Source organism: Streptomyces shenzhenensis (assembly GCF_003688995.1).
In the GTDB taxonomy this organism is placed as follows: Bacteria; Actinomycetota; Actinomycetes; order Streptomycetales; family Streptomycetaceae; genus Streptomyces; species Streptomyces shenzhenensis_A.
This window is the reverse complement of the sequence record NZ_PENI01000030.1, coordinates 103,345-119,762: the sequence shown is the minus strand read 5'-3', so window position 1 is coordinate 119,762 and position 16,418 is coordinate 103,345. Positions and strand designations below refer to the sequence as shown.

The 16,418-nt window shown below is 68.5% G+C and carries 16 protein-coding genes and 1 pseudogene; 9 read left to right on the top strand and 8 right to left on the bottom strand.

Annotated features, from left to right (window positions below; genetic code table 11):
- The 7 genes and pseudogenes from CTZ28_RS34840 to CTZ28_RS34810 form a co-directional block, all read right to left on the bottom strand.
- Positions 1-174, bottom strand: a pseudogene (locus tag CTZ28_RS34840) (crotonyl-CoA carboxylase/reductase); the annotation flags it as partial.
- 121 nt (positions 175-295) lie between these two features.
- The gene (locus CTZ28_RS34835) at positions 296-1,303 is read right to left on the bottom strand and encodes a 3-oxoacyl-[acyl-carrier-protein] synthase III C-terminal domain-containing protein (RefSeq protein ID WP_147481238.1); all 1,008 of its coding nucleotides are present in this window, start codon (positions 1,301-1,303) and stop codon (positions 296-298) included.
- Entirely contained in the window at positions 1,300-2,385 is a 1,086-nt protein-coding gene (locus CTZ28_RS34830) for a zinc-binding dehydrogenase (protein WP_259471943.1), read from the bottom strand. The genes CTZ28_RS34835 and CTZ28_RS34830 overlap by 4 nt, the downstream gene beginning before the upstream one ends.
- Positions 2,382-3,329: an ACP S-malonyltransferase gene (locus CTZ28_RS34825; RefSeq protein ID WP_121893732.1), complete on the bottom strand. Its 948-nt coding sequence runs from the start codon at positions 3,327-3,329 to the stop codon at positions 2,382-2,384. The genes CTZ28_RS34830 and CTZ28_RS34825 overlap by 4 nt, the downstream gene beginning before the upstream one ends.
- Entirely contained in the window at positions 3,326-3,586 is a 261-nt protein-coding gene (locus CTZ28_RS34820) for a phosphopantetheine-binding protein (protein ID WP_121893731.1), read from the bottom strand. The genes CTZ28_RS34825 and CTZ28_RS34820 overlap by 4 nt, the downstream gene beginning before the upstream one ends.
- Positions 3,587-3,677: 91 nt before the next feature.
- Positions 3,678-4,718 (bottom strand): 3-oxoacyl-ACP synthase III family protein, encoded by a 1,041-nt coding sequence (locus CTZ28_RS34815; protein WP_183154738.1) that lies wholly within the window; start codon positions 4,716-4,718, stop codon positions 3,678-3,680.
- A 47-nt stretch (positions 4,719-4,765) separates the two neighbouring features.
- Entirely contained in the window at positions 4,766-5,791 is a 1,026-nt protein-coding gene (locus CTZ28_RS34810; protein WP_121893730.1) for a beta-ketoacyl-ACP synthase III, read from the bottom strand.
- Between the two features lie 424 nt (positions 5,792-6,215).
- Here CTZ28_RS34810 and CTZ28_RS34805 point away from each other — a divergent pair, with 424 nt between their 5' ends.
- The 9 genes from CTZ28_RS34805 (at position 6,216) to pqqE (ending at position 15,771) form a co-directional block, all read left to right on the top strand.
- On the top strand, positions 6,216-7,610 hold the full coding sequence (locus CTZ28_RS34805) for a DNA-binding protein (RefSeq protein ID WP_121893729.1): 1,395 nt from the start codon (positions 6,216-6,218) through the stop codon (positions 7,608-7,610).
- A gap of 59 nt (positions 7,611-7,669) precedes the next feature.
- Complete coding sequence (katG, locus tag CTZ28_RS34800; RefSeq protein ID WP_398657358.1) at positions 7,670-9,916, top strand: catalase/peroxidase HPI; 2,247 nt, start codon at positions 7,670-7,672, stop codon at positions 9,914-9,916.
- A gap of 340 nt (positions 9,917-10,256) precedes the next feature.
- Positions 10,257-10,718, top strand: a complete 462-nt coding sequence (locus tag CTZ28_RS34795; RefSeq protein WP_121893727.1) for an MSMEG_3727 family PQQ-associated protein — start codon at positions 10,257-10,259, stop codon at positions 10,716-10,718.
- 23 nt (positions 10,719-10,741) lie between these two features.
- Positions 10,742-12,442, top strand: coding sequence for a PQQ-dependent dehydrogenase, methanol/ethanol family (locus CTZ28_RS34790; protein ID WP_121893726.1), 1,701 nt, complete (start codon positions 10,742-10,744; stop codon positions 12,440-12,442).
- 48 nt (positions 12,443-12,490) lie between these two features.
- On the top strand, positions 12,491-12,586 hold the full coding sequence (pqqA, locus tag CTZ28_RS34785) for a pyrroloquinoline quinone precursor peptide PqqA (RefSeq protein ID WP_121893725.1): 96 nt from the start codon (positions 12,491-12,493) through the stop codon (positions 12,584-12,586).
- 109 nt (positions 12,587-12,695) lie between these two features.
- A complete protein-coding gene (gene pqqB, locus CTZ28_RS34780) occupies positions 12,696-13,583 on the top strand; it encodes a pyrroloquinoline quinone biosynthesis protein PqqB (protein ID WP_121893724.1) in 888 nt (295 codons plus the stop codon).
- Positions 13,584-13,587: 4 nt separating this feature from the next.
- Complete coding sequence (gene pqqC / locus CTZ28_RS34775) at positions 13,588-14,286, top strand: pyrroloquinoline-quinone synthase PqqC (protein ID WP_121893723.1); 699 nt, start codon at positions 13,588-13,590, stop codon at positions 14,284-14,286.
- 5 nt (positions 14,287-14,291) lie between these two features.
- Positions 14,292-14,621 carry a pyrroloquinoline quinone biosynthesis peptide chaperone PqqD gene (pqqD, locus tag CTZ28_RS34770; protein WP_121893722.1) on the top strand — a complete coding sequence of 110 codons (330 nt, stop codon included), beginning with the start codon at positions 14,292-14,294 and terminating at the stop codon, positions 14,619-14,621.
- Entirely contained in the window at positions 14,614-15,771 is a 1,158-nt protein-coding gene (gene pqqE / locus CTZ28_RS34765) for a pyrroloquinoline quinone biosynthesis protein PqqE (protein ID WP_121893721.1), read from the top strand. The genes pqqD and pqqE overlap by 8 nt, the downstream gene beginning before the upstream one ends.
- Here the strand turns inward: pqqE and CTZ28_RS34760 are convergent.
- Positions 15,731-16,270, bottom strand: a complete 540-nt coding sequence (locus CTZ28_RS34760) for a manganese efflux pump MntP (protein ID WP_121893720.1) — start codon at positions 16,268-16,270, stop codon at positions 15,731-15,733. The two genes, pqqE and CTZ28_RS34760, sit on opposite strands and share 41 nt — an antisense overlap.
- Positions 16,271-16,418: the final 148 nt, after the last annotated feature.

Here is a 16,418-nt window from a genome sequence, read left to right as displayed (position 1 = left end):
ATGGAGCGACTTGCGCGGATCCTTGTCACGGGTCACGAGCCCGTCGAACAGATCCGTCTCGTCCTTGTGCACAGTGATCGCGCGGTACGACTCGGGAAGCGGCAGGGCGGCGAAGTCGGCGGACACGACGTCCGCTGTGTCCAACGCGAGTATCGCGTCGAGGATTTCTTTCACTTGGGCCTCCAAGCCGCTCTCCGAGCGCTGCGGCCGTGAGATGGGACAGTGCGTGGGATCTTGCCTGCCGCTGCGGAAGCGACAGCATGCGTCGACCGCAGCCGGGCTCTCCGGCCTTTGTTCACACCCGGATGAGCACGGCCTCCAACTGCATCCCCAAGCTGACGCCGGCGAGTACGACGTACTCGGTGGAGATGCTGTCGAATGCGTAGGCGAGGTTCACGGGATATGTTGCGGCGATCATGTGGCCGAACTCGGCGAGCGTGTCCACGTATTCCTTCGGGCCGATGCGCTCAGCCCAATGGTCGAGGAGGATCCGCACGCTCTGATAGGTGATCAGAGTGATCTGGTCGCCGTTGATCCCATGGCGATCGAGCAGTTCGTTGACGAGTTCGGGGATGCCGTTCTTGATCCAGGAGGACACCACCTCAATACCGGACGGAGTGAGTTCGAGTGTCGCGATGGGCATCCCGGCCTTGTCGACCGGCACCTGGCGGCGGGAGTGGACGGTCAACGGCCGTACGGCCATGGTGGCATAACGGTAGTACGACGTATTCGTCGTCGACGCGTGATCGATCACTACGAAGCGGTCGGACGGACCTATGAGTGTCGCCCCCGCTCCATCGCCGATGGAGGTGGAATGGCCCTGGCTGTAGTCGACGTGCTGGCTCCAGTTGCTCCCGCACGCGACAAGACAGTACGTGGCACTTCCCGATCGAACGGCCTCGGCGGCGTGTACCAGCCCGGACAGGAAATTGGCCTGTTCGCCATTGATCGGTACGACCATCGCGTTCCGGCTGAGGCCCAGGTCGTGATGGACCTGGTACAGCTCGTTGGGTGCGTTGTACTCGGGCACGCTTATGTAGCCGTAGAGCCGGTCCACGTCGTCCGCTGAAACGCCGGCGGAGTCGAGGGTGCGCTGACAGGATTCGGTGACCAGGTCGGTGATGGACTCGTCCGGGCCGAGGCAGTGCCGGCGGTCCAAGTCGCGAAACAGCAAGGACTGATAGATGCCCTGTGCGTCGCGCGAGGTGTCCAGGCACTCGAAGACGGGGTCATTGTTGCGTCGTACGTTCCTGGGCATTCGGTAGCCGCAGCCAAGCAGGCCCGCTCCGCGTCGCTGGCTCACAGGTCGCCTTCCTCGTAAGTGATGACCGGCTTGATGATCTTTTCGCCCTTGTCGGACATCAGCTGGAACGCACGCTCGACCTCCGAGAAGTGGAACCGGTGGGTCGTCAGGGGCGTGGGGTCGACCTTGCCGGTCTGCAGCAGCCGCAGCATCCGGGTCAGGTGTTCCCGGCCTCCCGGCGCCAGCAGCCCACGGATGGTCTTGGCGTTCATGCCCATGCCGAACGAGACGATGGGAATCGGCAGCGGTGCCTGGGACTCCCATCCGTGATAGCCGGCATTGGCCACGGTGCCGCCGGGCTTGATGAGCCGCACACATTGCTCGAACGTCTCATGGGTGCCCAGGGCCTCGATCGCGGAGTCGACCCCTTCCGGCCCGACCAGCGCGCGGACCTCCTCCACCACGTTGCACCGGCGCGGGTTGAGCACCACGTCGGCGCCGAAGCGTTCGGAGAGCCGGGCCCGCTCGGGCCTGGTCGCGGTCGTGATGACCAGACCCGCTCCGAGGAGGCGTGCTCCCATCGTCGCGCACAGGCCCACCGGCCCCTGCGCGATGATCGCCACCGTTCCGCCCACCGGGATGTCGGCGAGTTGCGCCGCGGCTATCCCCGTCCCCAACACGTCCGTCGCGTAGAGGGCTTGCTCATCGGTCACGTCGTCAGGGATGTGTGTGAGGTTGTAGGCAGCGTCGTTGACGACGAAGTACTCCGACAGGTTGCCCTCTCGCTGCGTCGTCCACTTGAAACCACCCAACGCTCCCCCGCACTGGGTGCTGTGGCCACGCTGGCAGTAGTCGCAGTATCCGCAGGGCGTGAGGGCGCCGACAACGACCCGGTCACCCTCGTTGAACCCGGTGACCTTGTCACCCACCCGGTGTACCAGGCCGACGCTCTCATGCCCCAGCGTCCGGCCCTGTGGGATGGCGATGCCGCCGGCGATGGTGTGGATGTCGCTGGTGCAGATGCTTGACGCGGTGGTCCGCACCACCACGTCCCATGGCCCGGGCTCCGGAATCGGCTTGCCGACCAGCCCTACCTTGTTGGTATCGAGGAATACCAGAGCTTTCATCGGTGTAAGGCTCACTTCCTGTCATGGCGTGCGGGACGGAGCGGGTTGTGGACGCAGGTGGTCTGCACCGTGTCGGCGGCGGCCTGGGCCAGGCCGCCGCCGTAGCCGCATTCCACGAAGCAGCTGGCACCGTGGCGGGCCAAGGCGTGCAGAGCGCTGGTGATGTCGAGCGGGAGGCGGAGGTTGTCCGCCAGGCGCCGGCGCAGGTCGTCGTCCGCGGTGTACCAGCGTCCGGCGCACGGGGAGTAGACCGGGATACGAAAAGGGGCTTGGGCGATGCTGGTGAGGCGGGCGCGGTAGCGGTCGGCGGATTCGGCGGCCTCCGGGTGGTGGGACAGGCATCGCACCATGGGCAGCCGGGTCGTGGGGATACCGAGGTCGCGGGCGGCCGAAGCGGTCATGTCGAGATCCTCGAAGGGCCCGCTGATCACTGTTTGATACGGGCCGGTCCGGCAGGAGATCACGACGCGGGGCAGGCGCAGAGTGTCGATGACTCCCTGGACGGTGTCCGGGTTGTCGTGGAGCAGCAGCATGCCGCCGCTGCCTCGGACCTTGTCCAGGACCGACTCCAGTTCGCACACCGCTCTGACTCCATCGGCGAGCGTCCATGCTCCGGCGACGACGAAGGCGGCGATCTCGCCGAAGCTGCATCCCATCAATGCGTCCGGCGGTGCGTGCTGGGACATCAGAGTGCGGGACAGCGCGATGGAGGTGGCGAACATGATGAGTTGGGGCGTGCCAAGAGGCTGTGCGTCTTCAGGGTCGGCGGCGCCGGATCGGTCCCACCAGTCGTTGGTGGACATTCCGAAGGGGCGAGCAAGACCGTCGACGACCTCGAACACCTCGCGTGCTGCGGCCCGGTCCTCGGGGCGCTGGATCGCCTCGCGCAGGTGGGCGCCGTGGAGGCGGCCCTGGCCGGGGAAGAGGAACACCCTGCCCACGGCGAACGGCTTGGTCACGGCGCCGAGGTCGTGCCGTCTATTTCCTGTGCGAACAGGGCGACGGTCTGCGCGACGGTGAGGGAAGGATCGGCCTTGCCCTCGTCCACGTGGATGTTGAACTTGTCCTTCAGATGGAGGAAGAGTTCCACTGCGGCGAGTGAGTCGCATCCGAGGCTGTCCAAAGTGGCGTCGGGTGCGACGGTGTCGTGCGACACCTGAAGCTGCCCTGTGAGGAATTCTGTTGCGGTCGTGTAGATCTCGTTACTGGTGACCATGAGAAGCTCCTGGCTGCGTGTGAGAGGGATGGGGTGCAAGGATGAGGGTGATGCCTCTTCGGTGGTGTTGCCGCGACGCCGGGACAGGACGTCAGGAGAGCGCGTGGTCGGCGGTTCCGCTCCAGGTCAAGACGGTGCTGCCCCAGGTGAGGCCGGCGCCGAAGGCAACCATGAGGACCTTGTCGCCGGGTACGAGCTTCTTGCTGACGGCGGCTTCGTTCAGTGCGTGGGGCAGTGCGCCGGCACCGAGATTGCCCACCCGGTCACCGGTGACGACCAACTTGTCCGGCGGCAGAGCGGTGTTGGCGTAGGCACGGCGGAGGAGAATCGGGTTGGGCTGGTGCGCCACGACCGCGGCGAGTTCCTCTGGGTGGGTACCGGTGCGAGCGAGGGCCTCTGTGACGAGCTTCGGAAAGGCCTCGTAGACGAATACCCGTGCGGCGCGGCCGTCCATATGCACCGTGTGGGAGCGCTCGCGCACGCTTTCCGCGGAAGCCGGGATGCGGCTACCGCCGCCGGGGATCCAGGCGAAATCGCCGCGACTGCCGTCCGACCCCAGGATGATGGGAGCGAATCCCTCGCCCCCAGCGACCCGGCTCACCACGGTGGCCGCGGCTCCGTCGCCGAACAATGCGGCAGTGGCACGGTCGTCGGGGTTCAGGAAGCGGGAGTACGTCTCGCTTCCCACGACCACGGCGTGCTCCACCTCGGGGTTGGCCGTGAGCCATGCTTGGGCCACTTTGGCGGCGAACAGCCATCCCGAGCACGCCGCCGCCACATCCATGGCCACCGCCTGCGCCGCGCCGATCAGGCCCTGGACCCGGCAGGCCGTCGAGGGGCAGGGCTCATCCGGGGTAGTGGTGGCCACCAGGATCAGCCCGAGCTGCTCGGCCGTGAGTCCGGCTGACATCAGGGCACTGCTGACCGCCTGCGCAGCCATGTCCGACGTGGCCTGGTCATCGTCGGCGACGTGTCGACTGCGGATGCCTGTTCGCTCCAGTACCCACTGCTCGGGCATCCCCACCATCGTGGCTGTGTCCGCGAAGGTGCGGACCCGGGGCGGCAAGTACGTGCCTATGCCGGTAATACCGATAGACGTGCGTTGTTCGTGAACCGCAAAATCGGAAGACACCGGGTTTCCTCCCCATTATTCGAAAAGTGCGTTCTGTGGCGCGGGCGTCAGCCACTGCTCGGACGAGCCGGCACGCCATGAATCGGTTTGACATCGGGCCAGTTCAGCGCAACTGAACCCCAGGTCAGTCCGCCCCCGAAGGCCGTGAGCAGGGTCCGGGCCCCCGGCTCGACCCCATCGCGGGTCGCCGCGTCCGCCATGGCCAAGGGCAAGGACGCCGCAGCGGTGTTGCCCACCTCGGCGATGTTGCCGAACCGATGACTCGAATCGACGCCCAGCCGGTCACCGACGGCGTCGACGATGCGCTGGTTGGCCTGATGGCTGATGAAGACATCGACCGATTGGGACGGCCACCCGGTGCGGGACAGTACGGAGAGGCAGGAAGAGGTCATCCGCTGAATCGCCTGCGCGAAGACACTGTGGCCCTGCATGCGGAAGTACCTGTCCTCCTTCGGGGCAGGCACGTCACGATGCGGAGCTCGCGAGCCACCCGCAGCGATCGCGATGAGATCGCTGTTGCTTCCGTCGCTTCCCAGGTCGAAGGCGCGGATCGCTCCGGGCTCCTCCTCATCGCCCTGTTCCAGCAGCACGGCTCCGGCGCCGTCGCCGAATATGACCGCAGTCCCTCGATCCGAGGGATCAATGATCGACGTATAGACCTCTGCCCCGATCACCAGAGGACGGGCACACACGCCGGAGGAGATCAGCGATGAGGCCAGTGCGAGCCCGTAGACAAACCCGGAGCACACAGCCGAGATGTCCACAGCCGGCACATCGACCAGGCCGATTCGGGCGGCCACCTCGGGCGCGGTCGCGGGGCATGGACGATCGGGGGTGGTCGTGGCCAGCAGAACGAAATCAGCGTCCATCCCCGCGGAGCTCAGAGCTCCGGCCCCGGCGACGGTCGCGAGGTCCCCGGTGCCCGTCCCCGGTTCGACCCAGCGACGGCGATGGATGCCCGTGCGGGTACGGATCCAGGTATCCGACGTCTGCAATCGGTCCTCGAGATCCTCATTGGCAACGACACGTTCCGGCAGACACACACCCATCCCACGAATCACACTGGCAGACATGGCTATACCTCCCCCTCGCTTTTCGCATGCTCCGCTGGCCCAACCTGGGCCGACGCATGGCACAGGTGAGCGAGACCGCCTACGCCAAGGCGCATTGCCACGCCCGCAATCACTGCGCGTACGCGTCGCTTCCACCTGTCTCCCGTGCGCCATCAGGAAACCCCGCACGCGAATCGCCGGGGAAGAGCATCCGGCACCGAGCGCGTGAACGCGTTGAACGGCGCTTCACGGGACCGCGCAGTGATCAGTTCGGTGGGTCGCCGCAGCCCGAAAAGCGGTGATCAGTCGCTTCACCTGGGCGGATGCTTTATCGGCACCCCCAACCTAGGGTGGGGAGTACAGGTCGTGACACAACCTGGGACGAGTGACGAAGCAGAAAGACCCGCATCGGACGTCGGGGACGCACCAAGGGCAGTTGTGAACCATGAGGGATGCACATCGGCTCGAACCCATCCCGGTGCACCCGGGCGGCGGCAGCGTGCTCGCGGCGTGGGAACGGTTCGTGCAGGGCGAGGATCACGTCCTCGGGATCCGGCCTCTCGTCGCGATCTCCTGGCATCGCTGCCGGGAGCAGTACCAGGTCGATCCGCACCTCGCCAAGGCTCCCGTGGCCGTCGCGGAGCCCGACCACACGCCCGAGCACGACGTCGTATTCGCCGAGCTGGGTTTCCGTGCCGCCTCGGTGGCCCACGAAGTCGGCAGCCTCGGTGGCGCGGTCACCGTCACGGATGCCACCGGCCGGATCCTGGCCGAGTGGGGTGATCAAGCCACGCTCGCCCGCGCCGGCGACTCCAATCTGGCGCCCTGGTTCTGCTGGTCCGAGCGCGCGGTCGGCACGAACGGCATGGGTACGGCGCTCGAGACGCACGGCCCGGTACCGATCAGGGGCGCCGAGCACTGGTGCGAGGCTTTCCACAGCTGGGCCTGCGCGGGGGTCGCGGTGCGAGACGTGGTGACCAGGGAACCGATCGCGGTCCTGAACATCTGCTGCTGGCGCAGGCAACTCCCCGCGTCCGCGGAAAGCTGGCTGGCGAACGCGGTCACCATGACCCAGGACTCGCTGAAGAGACGCGCCCGTGACAGCGGCGCCGAGTTGGTCGCGGCCTACACACAGGCCAGGGCGCGTTCCGGTACGGCGCTCGCGGCGGTGGACACCGCGGGCAAGGTGGTGGTCGCCGACGACGTGGCCAGCGTGCTCCTGGGCGTGCCCGCGTGCACCCCGGCGGTCGATCCCACGCTGCGCTGGAACCCCGGGCTGCCGGAATTGATCACAGCTGCCCGGTACGCCACCAGCCAGGCGGCCCGCAATCCCGACTGGGTCGGCTCGACAGAGATCTTCGCCCGCCTCGCCGACGAGCCGACATCGGTCAGCATCCGCCCCGTCTTCACCTCGGGACGTCTGATCGGGAACCTGGTCTCGTTCGGTGCCTCCGACGGGGCAGAGCTGCCGCAGGCGGAGGGTCCCGCGCACCCCCGGGTACAGCCGCGCCGGCTCGTCGCGATGCGCGACAACCGGATGGTGCTGCTGCGGCTGCCGGAGGTCTCCTTCGCCGAGTCGCAGGGAAACAACGTGTGGCTCGCCACCGATCAGGGGCGACTGCGAGCCGCCTCCCTGAGCCTCGACAAGCTCGACAGTGAGCTGGCGGATGCCGGCTTCCTGCGGGTGCACCGCCGGTATCTGGTCAACCTCAGCCGCGTCCGGGAGATCGAGCGCGGGCTCAAGGGCGAACTGTCTCTGGTCATGGACGACCGGGCGGATGAAATGGTGCCGGTCTCCCGGCGGAACGCGCCGGCCGTGCGTCGTGCGCTGCACCTCTGAGCCCCTGTTCCCGGAAGGAGGTTCCCGTGTCCGACAGTCCGAACGCCCTTGTCGGCGAGATGCACACCGGGCGCGCGGGCGGCCTCGGCCTCTCTGTCCCGGCCGGGCACCGCAGCCACCCGACCGGAGGCGCGAGCAACCGCGACTGGTGGCCGAACCGGCTCAACCTGGCGGTCCTCCGGAAACACCCCGCCATGGCCGACCCCATGGGCGAGGACTTCGACTATGCCGAGGAGTTCCGGACGCTCGACCTCGACGCCCTTGCGCGGGATGTCGACGAGGTCCTGACGACGTCGCAGGAGTGGTGGCCGGCCGACTTCGGCCACTACGGGCCCCTCGTGCTCCGGATGGTGTGGCATTGCGCCGGGACGTACCGCGTCGGCGACGGCCGCGGTGGCGCGAGCGCCGGCATGCAGCGTTTCGCGCCGCTGAACAGCTGGCCGGACAACCGCAACCTCGACAAGGCGCGCCGGCTGCTCTGGCCGGTGAAGAAGAAGTACGGCCGCAGGATCTCCTGGGCCGACCTGATGGTCTTCGCGGGCAACCGCGCCCTGGAGACGATGGGTTTCAGGACGTTCGGCTTCGCCGGCGGCCGGGCGGACGTCTGGGAGCCCGACGAGGACGTCTACTGGGGTCCCGAGCACGCCTGGCTCGGCGACGAACGCCATGGCGGCGTCCGGGAGCTGGAGCCCCCGCTGGCCGCCGACCAGATGGGCCTCATCTACGTCAACCCGGAGGGACCGAACACCGTCCCTGACCCGCTCGGCTCGGCCCGGGACATCCGCGAGACGTTCCGGCGGATGGGGATGAACGACGAGGAGACCGTCGCGCTGATCGCGGGCGGCCACACGTTCGGCAAGACCCACGGCGCGGCCGATCCGGACGCCTGCCTCGGCCCCGAACCCGAGGGCGCCCCTCTCGAGGGGCAGGGCCTGGGCTGGAAGTGCGGCTACGGCACCGGAAAGGGCGCGGACGCCGTCTCCAGTGGGCTCGAAGGCACGTGGACACCCACGCCGACGAGATGGGACAACAGCTACTTCGAGACCCTGTTCGGCTACGAGTGGGACCTGGAGCTGAGCCCCGCCGGTCTGTGGCAGTGGATCCCGAAGGACGGCGGCGGGGCCGGCACCGTGCCGGACGCCCACGACCCCTCGACGACACACGCCCCGACGATGCTGACGACGGACCTGGCGCTGCGATCGGACCCGGTCTACGAACCGATCTCGCGGCGCTTTCTGGAGAACCCGGACCAGCTCGCGGAGGTGTTCGCCCGGACCTGGTTCAAGCTGACGCACCTCGACATGGGCCCGATCCAGCGCTACCTCGGACCGCTGGTTCCCCGGGAGACGCTGCGCTGGCAGGATCCGGTCCCCCCGGTGGACCACGAACTCGTCGGGGCGACGGACATCGCCGTGCTCAAGGGCCGGATCCTCGCCTCCGGACTTTCGGTCTCCCAGCTCGTCTCGACCGCGTGGGCGTCGGCCTCGACGTTCCGCGTCAGCGACAAGCGGGGCGGGGCGAACGGCGCGCGCATCCGCCTTGAGCCGCAGCGGAGCTGGGAGGTCAACGACCCCGGCACACTGGCACAGGTGCTGCGCACCCTGGAGAAGGTCCAAGAGTCCTTCAACGGCTCCCCGACAGGGGGCAGGAAGATCTCGCTCGCCGACCTCATCGTGCTCGGCGGGGCCGCAGCCGTCGAGCAGGCCGCCAGGACCGCCGGCCACGACATTCAGGTCCCCTTCGTGCCGGGACGCACCGACGCCACGCAGGAGTGGACCGATGCGGAGTCCTTCGCGGCGCTCGAACCGCTCGCGGACGGATTCCGCAACTACCGCGGCAGGGGCGGCCGGCTGCCGTCGGAGCACCTGCTGATCGACCGCGCGAACCTGCTGAATCTGAGCGTGCCCGAGATGACGGTCCTCGTGGGCGGCCTGCGGGTGCTGGGCGCCACCTACCAGCAGTCGTCGCTGGGCGTCTTCACCTCCACGCCCGGGGCGCTGACCAACGACTTCTTCGTGAATCTGCTCGACACCGGCACGGAGTGGAAGCCGGCCTCCGCGACCGCGGAGATCTTCGAGGGGCGCGACCGCGTCACCGGCGAGGTCAGGTGGACCGGTAGCCGCGTCGACCTCGTCTTCGGCTCCGACTCCGAGCTGCGTGCCGTCGCGGAGGTCTACGCGAGCGACGACGCACGGGAGAGGTTCGTGCGGCACTTTGTCGCCGCGTGGGACAAGGTCATGAACCTCGACCGGTACGACCTCGCCCGCCCCTCCGCCGGGGCCCGGATATCGGGAGACGCGTCGTGACCGGTCCGGGCCGGTGAGCGATCTCGTCGCACCGACGAATCGATGCCGGCGGTGGCACATCGGCTGCGAACGGCGGCCGGCTGCGGACGAACGGCATGAGCGGTCCGGACCTGCCCGCTGCCTTGTCGGTGTGATCCAACCGGCGTAGCGTGTTTGTTGACCATCATTTTGTCCGCCTTTGTCGGTGTGATTCACCCGACGTAAGGCGCTCTTGGACTGCCGATTGCAGCCGGGTGCCGGGCGACACAGAAAAGGAAATTTCGAGGTCGATTCGGAGACCGTTTTCACCCCAGAGATATTCGGGACGAAGAGATATTCGGGACGAGGAGAGTGAAGCCCGATGACGACCGCGCAGGAGCGAGCCGACCTGCTGGACAAGATCGGGTTGGCCGCACAGAACAAGGCAGCGCTGGGTCAAGTGCTGGGAACCGGACGTATCGGGCGGGCCGTCGAGAGGTCGGATGGCCACATGGAGGCCACCATCCGCATCAACCCGGATGAGCTGACCTGGGATCCCTCCATTCTGGTCATGCCCCATGGAGGCGATATCGAGCTCGAACTCGTCAATGACGACCTGAACACACACTGCGCGCTCCTGCCGAGCAACGGGGACCGGAAGTTCATCTGGTTGGTGAACCATTCACGGGGACACGCGACCCTCAACCTCGACGGGCCGGGCTACTACTGGTTCGGCTCGACCACGGGCAATGACGAGGGCCGGGGGCTGACCGGGGCCGTCGTCGTCCTGGGGGACGCTCCGCCGGAGGCTCGCCTGGACCGTCCCGAACAGCCGCGGCCGTAGGAAGAAGCAGGAGGTCGAGGAACATGACCGTCGACTACGTGGACGCGGGTGTGGCTGTCGACCAGGGAGCCCTGAGCGGCAAGGTCGCGGGCGGGGATGTCGCGCCGCCGGTAGTGGCCGGTGTCGACTACGAGCGCATACTCAATGCCCGCGAGGAACCTCAGAACTGGCTCACCTACTACGGCGCCTACGACGGGCAGCGGTACAGCCCGCTGGACCAGATCAACACGGAGAACGTGAAGCGCGTCGTCCCCGCCTGGGTCTTCCAGGCCGGCACGACCGGCCTGATCGCGGGCGCGTCGACCTACTCGTTCGAGGCCGCCCCGATCGTCGTCGACGGGGTCATGTTCCTGTCCGGCTGGGACGGCTGGGCGTGGGCCCTCGACGCGAAGACGGGCGTGGAGATCTGGCGGTACAAGCACGCGGTCCCCTTCGACGTGTCCTTGTGCTGCGGGAACGTGAACCGTGGGGTCGCCGTGGCTCAGGGGAAGGTCTTCTTCGTCACGGCCAATGCCCGGCTGCTCGCACTCGACGCCACCACCGGCAAGCGGGTCTGGGACAAGACCTATGGAGACGTCCGGGCCGGGGAGAGCGCCACCCTCGCCCCGCTGGTCGTGAAGAACATGGTCATCGTCGGAAGCTCCGGCGGCGAGTTCGGCGTACGCGGCCACCTCGACGCGTTCGACCTCACCACCGGCGAGCACCAGTGGCGCTGCTACACGGTGCCGAAGCCCGGGGAGCCCGGCTCGGAGACCTGGCCCGCCGAGGGCGAGGCCTGGGCACGGGGCGGGGCGAACTGCTGGGTCACCGGCACCTTCGACCCGGAGACGAACCTGCTATACGTCGGCACCGGCAACCCGGCGCCCGACTTCGACGGGGGCGTCCGCGAGGGCGACAACCTCTTCACCGACAGCATCATCGCCGTGGACGTGGACAGCGGTCAGATCCGCTGGCACTACCAGTGCACCCCGCACGACGTGTGGGACTACGACAGCATCGCCGAGTGCATCCTGTTCGAGGAGGACGGGCGCAAACTGCTCGGGCACTTCGACAAGAACGGCTACTTCTTCGTCCTCGACCGCACGAACGGCGAGCGGGTCAGGATCACTCCCTTCGTGGACCGCATCACGTGGGGCGCGATCACCAGGGACGGCCAGGTGACGGCCAAGGTGTACCCGGACAAGGAGGGCGAACCGGTCCACTTCTTCCCGGGTCCGGCCGGCGCCAAGGAATGGACACATGCGGCCTACAGCCCCAGGACCGGTCTGTTCTACGTCCCGGTCCAGGACACCGGGGCCACGGCCACCCGGTGGCGCCGGGAGTTCAAGGAGAGCATTCCGTACTGGGGCGCGGGCGTTCAGGTGGACATCGAGGACATGGCCGGGTCCATCAGCGCGTTCGACACCACCGGCGAGGAGAAGTGGCGCTGGCGCAACGAACTCCCGATGTGTGCCTCGGTGCTGGCCACCGGCGGTGACCTGGTGTTCGCCGGTGAACCCTCCGGAGAGTTCAACGCGTTCGACGCCCGCACCGGGGAGCTGCTGTGGCAGTTCCAGTGCGGAAGCGGCCACCACAGCAGCCCGACCACCTACATGGTCGACGGCAGGCAGTACATCGCTGTGCCGGTCGGTTGGGGCGGGTGGGCCGAGGGGTTCCTCCCCGGCATGCTCGGCGCGGGGCACGGAAGCGCCCTGATCGTCTTCGCCCTCCCGGAATCGTCGTAGCGCGTGACCGGAACCTGCCGCAGTTCGGGGCAGAGAGGAGGTGGACCCATGGAGTCGCAGCTCGCTGTGTGGGAGACGCCCGAATTCGAGGAGATCGGAGTCGCGGCCGAGGTGACCATGTACGTCGCTCGGCTGGCGGACTAGCCGAGGTGGGACGGCGCCGGACCTGGTCCGGCGCCCTCCGGCCGTTCGGGGCGGCCACAGACGGCCGGGCCGGCGACGGACCCGGATCTTCGACCAACGGAGTGTCGGTGTGATCCTGCGAGTGCTGGGCTCGGCGGCGGGGGGCGGCTCCCCGCAGTGGAACTGCGGCTGCCCGGTGTGCACGGCGGTCCGCTCCCGGGCCGGGCTCGCGCGCACCCAGTCGTCGATCGCTGTCAGCGCCGACCGCCGCCGGTGGTTCCTCATCAACGCCTCGCCCGACATCCGCGCCCAGATCGAGGCCTTCCCCGGTCTGCACCCGCACGGTGACCGGACGACGCCGCTGGAGGCGGTGCTGCTCACCGACGCCGAGCTGGACCACACGCTGGGCCTGCTTCTGTTGCGCGAGGCCCGCGCCCTGCTGCTGTACGCCACGCCGGCGGTGCACGAGACCCTGAGCGCCGGCTCGGGGATTCTGCGCACACTCGAACGCTACTGCCCCGTCGATTGGCGGACAGTGACCCCCGGCGCCCGCCTCGCCCTGGCGGACGGGCTGTCCTGCCGGGCGTTCGACGTGCCCACCACCAAGCGCGCTCGGTTCGGCCCCGGGGCGGACCACGGCCGCGTCGTGGGCTACCGGCTGACCGACGAGCGCAGCGGCGGGACACTCGTGTACCTGCCGGCGGTGCAAGCGCTGACGGCGGCCCTGCGCGCGGAGATCGAGGGCTGCACATGCCTGCTGATCGACGGGACCTGCTGGCGCGACGACGAGCTCGTACGGCTCGGTCTGGCCGGCAAGACGTCCCGGGAGATGGGCCACCTGCCCATCGACGGCCCTGACGGCAGCCTGGCGCAGCTCCCGTCGCTGGGCGTGGAGCGGACGATCTTCGTACACCTGAACAACACCAACCCGGTCCTCCTGGAGCACACTCCCGAGCGGCGTACGGTGGAGGAGAGGGGCATGGAGGTAGCCATGGACGGCCTCGAGGTCCAGGTGTAGGGCCGTGACAGCGCCCACCACGAGCACCGGCGCCGACGCCTTCGTCGAGACGTTGCGGGCCCACTCACGGCGATACCACGACCAGCACCCGTTCCATGTCCGGATGAACGCAGGCTGGCTGAGCCCCGGGCAGATCCGGGGCTGGGTGGCCAATCGCTTCTACTACCAGGAGAACATCCCCCGCAAGGACGCCGCGATCCTCTCCAACTGCCCCGACGTCGAGGTCCGCCGCCGCTGGATACGACGGATCCTCGACCACGACGGCACCGCCGCCGGCGAGGGCGGCATCGAGGCGTGGCTGCGTCTCGGCGAGGCCGCCGGGCTGACCCGCGAGGAGATCCTGGACCACCGGCACCTGGTACCCGGAGTGCGGTTCGCCGTCGACGCCTATGTGAACTTCACGCGGACCCGGCCGTGGGTGGAGGCGGTGGCGTCCTCGCTCACTGAGCTGTTCGCGCCCGACCTGATGGCGGCGCGGCTGGCCGCGTTCGAGCGGTGGTACCCGTGGCTCGACCCCACGGGCCTCGCCTACTTCCGCGCCCGTCTGGAGCAGGCACCCCGCGACTGCGAGCACGCCCTCGAGGTGGTCACCGCGCACTGCCTCACCGCCGAGTCCCAGGCGCGCGCCGTCGACGCGCTGTCGTTCAAGTGCGACGTCCTGTGGAGCCAGTTGGACGCCATCGACCATGCCTACCCGGAGTGACCGCCATGGACCTGACCCCTACCGGAGCGACCCAGACCAGCGCCACGACCCGACCCGGTGTCACGGTGTCCGACGCGGACCGGCCCCGGCTGGCGCGCCATGTCAGGCTGACCTTCTCCCGGACCCGGCAGTGTCAGGTCCTGCTGCACCCCGAGACGGTGGTGGTGCTGAACGGCACCGGCGCGGACATCCTCGAACTGTGCGACGGCCGGCACACCGTGGCCGAGATCGTGACCGAGCTGGGCACCCGCTACCAGAGCGTCCCCGACGACGAGGTACGGCAGTTCCTGACCCGGCTCGTCGCCCGACGCTGGCTGGAGGTCGGCGATGGATAGCCCGTTCGGTCTGCTGGCCGAGCTCACCTACCGCTGCCCACTGGCCTGCGCGTACTGCTCCAACCCGCTGAACCTGGCCGACTACCGGGACGAGCTGACCACCGACGAGTGGCGGCGAGTGCTGGCCGAGGCCGTCGACCTGGGGGTGCTGCAGTGCCATCTGTCCGGCGGGGAACCGCTGCTGCGCCGCGACCTGGTGGAGATCGTGGCGGACGCCCACGATCTGGGCCTCTACACCAACCTGATCACCAGCGCCCTCGGGCTCTCCCGTCCGAGGGCCGAGCAGCTGCGGGCGGCCGGTCTGGACCACGTACAGATCAGCATCCAGGCCGACGAGCCGACCAGGTCCGACCGGATCGCCGGGACTCCGTCCTTCCAGCGCAAGATCGAGGCGATGGGCCTGGTCAAGGAGCTGGGCTGGCCGCTCACCGTGAATGTGGTGCTGCACCGGCTCAACATCGACCGCGTCGCCGACGTGCTGGCCCTGGCCGAGAGGGTGGGCGCCGACCGGGTGGAACTGGCCAACACCCAGTACTACGGCTGGGCCTGGCGAAACCGTGACGCGCTGCTGCCGAGCCGGGCCCAGCTCGAAGCGGCCGAGGTCGTCGTACGGGCGGCGCGCGAGCGGTTGCGGGACCGCATGGACATCATCTACGTCCTCCCCGACTACTACAGCCGCTTCCCGAAGCCCTGTATGAGCGGCTGGGCCTCCCGGCAGCTGACCGTGACACCGAACGGCGACGTCCTGCCCTGCCCGGCCGCCCATTCCCTGCCGTTGCCGCGGGCCAGCGTGCGGGAGGATCCGTTGGCGCGGATCTGGGCCGAGTCCCCGGTGATGACCGCGTTCCGCGGGACCGACTGGATGCCGGAGCCCTGCCGGAGCTGCCCCCGGCGGGAGCTGGACTTCGGCGGCTGCCGCTGCCAGGCGTTCCTGCTCACCGGCGACGCGGCCCGTACCGACCCGGTCTGTCATCTGTCGCCCGACCATGCCCTGGTCGCCCGGGCGGTCGAGGCCGCCAACGCGGACTCGCGGGCCGACGAACTTCCGCTGGTCCCACGCCCGCACGGGGTTCGCCGGCCGGCCGGGGTCCCGGGTGGAGCGGAGCCGGCTAGCCGCCGAACCACAACGGCAGCGCCACAGCGGCGATGATGAGGGTGACCCCGCTCAGCAGGTCCGAGCGGATCCGGACGAGGCGCGCCGCAACCCGCCCGAGCCGGAGCCCGACCAGCGACATCACCGCCGTGATGACGCCGAAGACGGCGGCCGAGAACCAGGGCGAGAGCCCGATGATCCCCAGGCTCGCCCCGGCGAACAGGTTGTCCAGGCTCAGTGTCAACGGGATACCGAACAGCGCCCACGGGTGGTCCAACTCGTCCGGCTCGGGGTTCCGCAGGGCCGAGATGACGAGATAGAGGCCGTACCCGCCGAGCGCGGCCGCGCCCACCACATCGGCGACGCCCCCGAGGGACTCCCCGATCTGGCGCCCGATCAACAGCCCCACCAGCGGCATGATCGCGTCCCACAGCCCGAAGGTCAGCGCGACCTGCACCGCACGCTTCAGACCGAATGGGACGGTGCCGAGCGCGATCGACACGCGGAAATTGTCGAGACTGAGCACGAAGCCCAGGACCAGCATTTCCCAGATCATGGCAACGCCACTTCCCGACGACGACCGACGCCGGCAGGAATGGCCCTGTATCGACCAGCATTCGCCACAACTAAATATGATATCGCAGGCGATCCACCCAATAAACCAACCAAGCCGCCCCTCGAAAACACGGGATAGCACGAAAATC

Coding starts and splice junctions, on each gene's coding strand:
- CTZ28_RS34820 (WP_121893731.1), bottom strand. CDS start 3,586: ATGGTCACCAGTAACGAGATCTACACGACCGCAACAGAATTCCTCACA.
- CTZ28_RS34810 (WP_121893730.1), bottom strand. CDS start 5,791: ATGTCTGCCAGTGTGATTCGTGGGATGGGTGTGTGTCTGCCGGAACGT.
- CTZ28_RS34805 (WP_121893729.1), top strand. CDS start 6,216: ATGAGGGATGCACATCGGCTCGAACCCATCCCGGTGCACCCGGGCGGC.
- katG (WP_398657358.1), top strand. CDS start 7,670: ATGCACACCGGGCGCGCGGGCGGCCTCGGCCTCTCTGTCCCGGCCGGG.
- CTZ28_RS34795 (WP_121893727.1), top strand. CDS start 10,257: ATGACGACCGCGCAGGAGCGAGCCGACCTGCTGGACAAGATCGGGTTG.
- CTZ28_RS34790 (WP_121893726.1), top strand. CDS start 10,742: ATGACCGTCGACTACGTGGACGCGGGTGTGGCTGTCGACCAGGGAGCC.
- pqqA (WP_121893725.1), top strand. CDS start 12,491: ATGGAGTCGCAGCTCGCTGTGTGGGAGACGCCCGAATTCGAGGAGATC.
- pqqD (WP_121893722.1), top strand. CDS start 14,292: ATGGACCTGACCCCTACCGGAGCGACCCAGACCAGCGCCACGACCCGA.
- pqqE (WP_121893721.1), top strand. CDS start 14,614: ATGGATAGCCCGTTCGGTCTGCTGGCCGAGCTCACCTACCGCTGCCCA.
- CTZ28_RS34760 (WP_121893720.1), bottom strand. CDS start 16,270: ATGATCTGGGAAATGCTGGTCCTGGGCTTCGTGCTCAGTCTCGACAAT.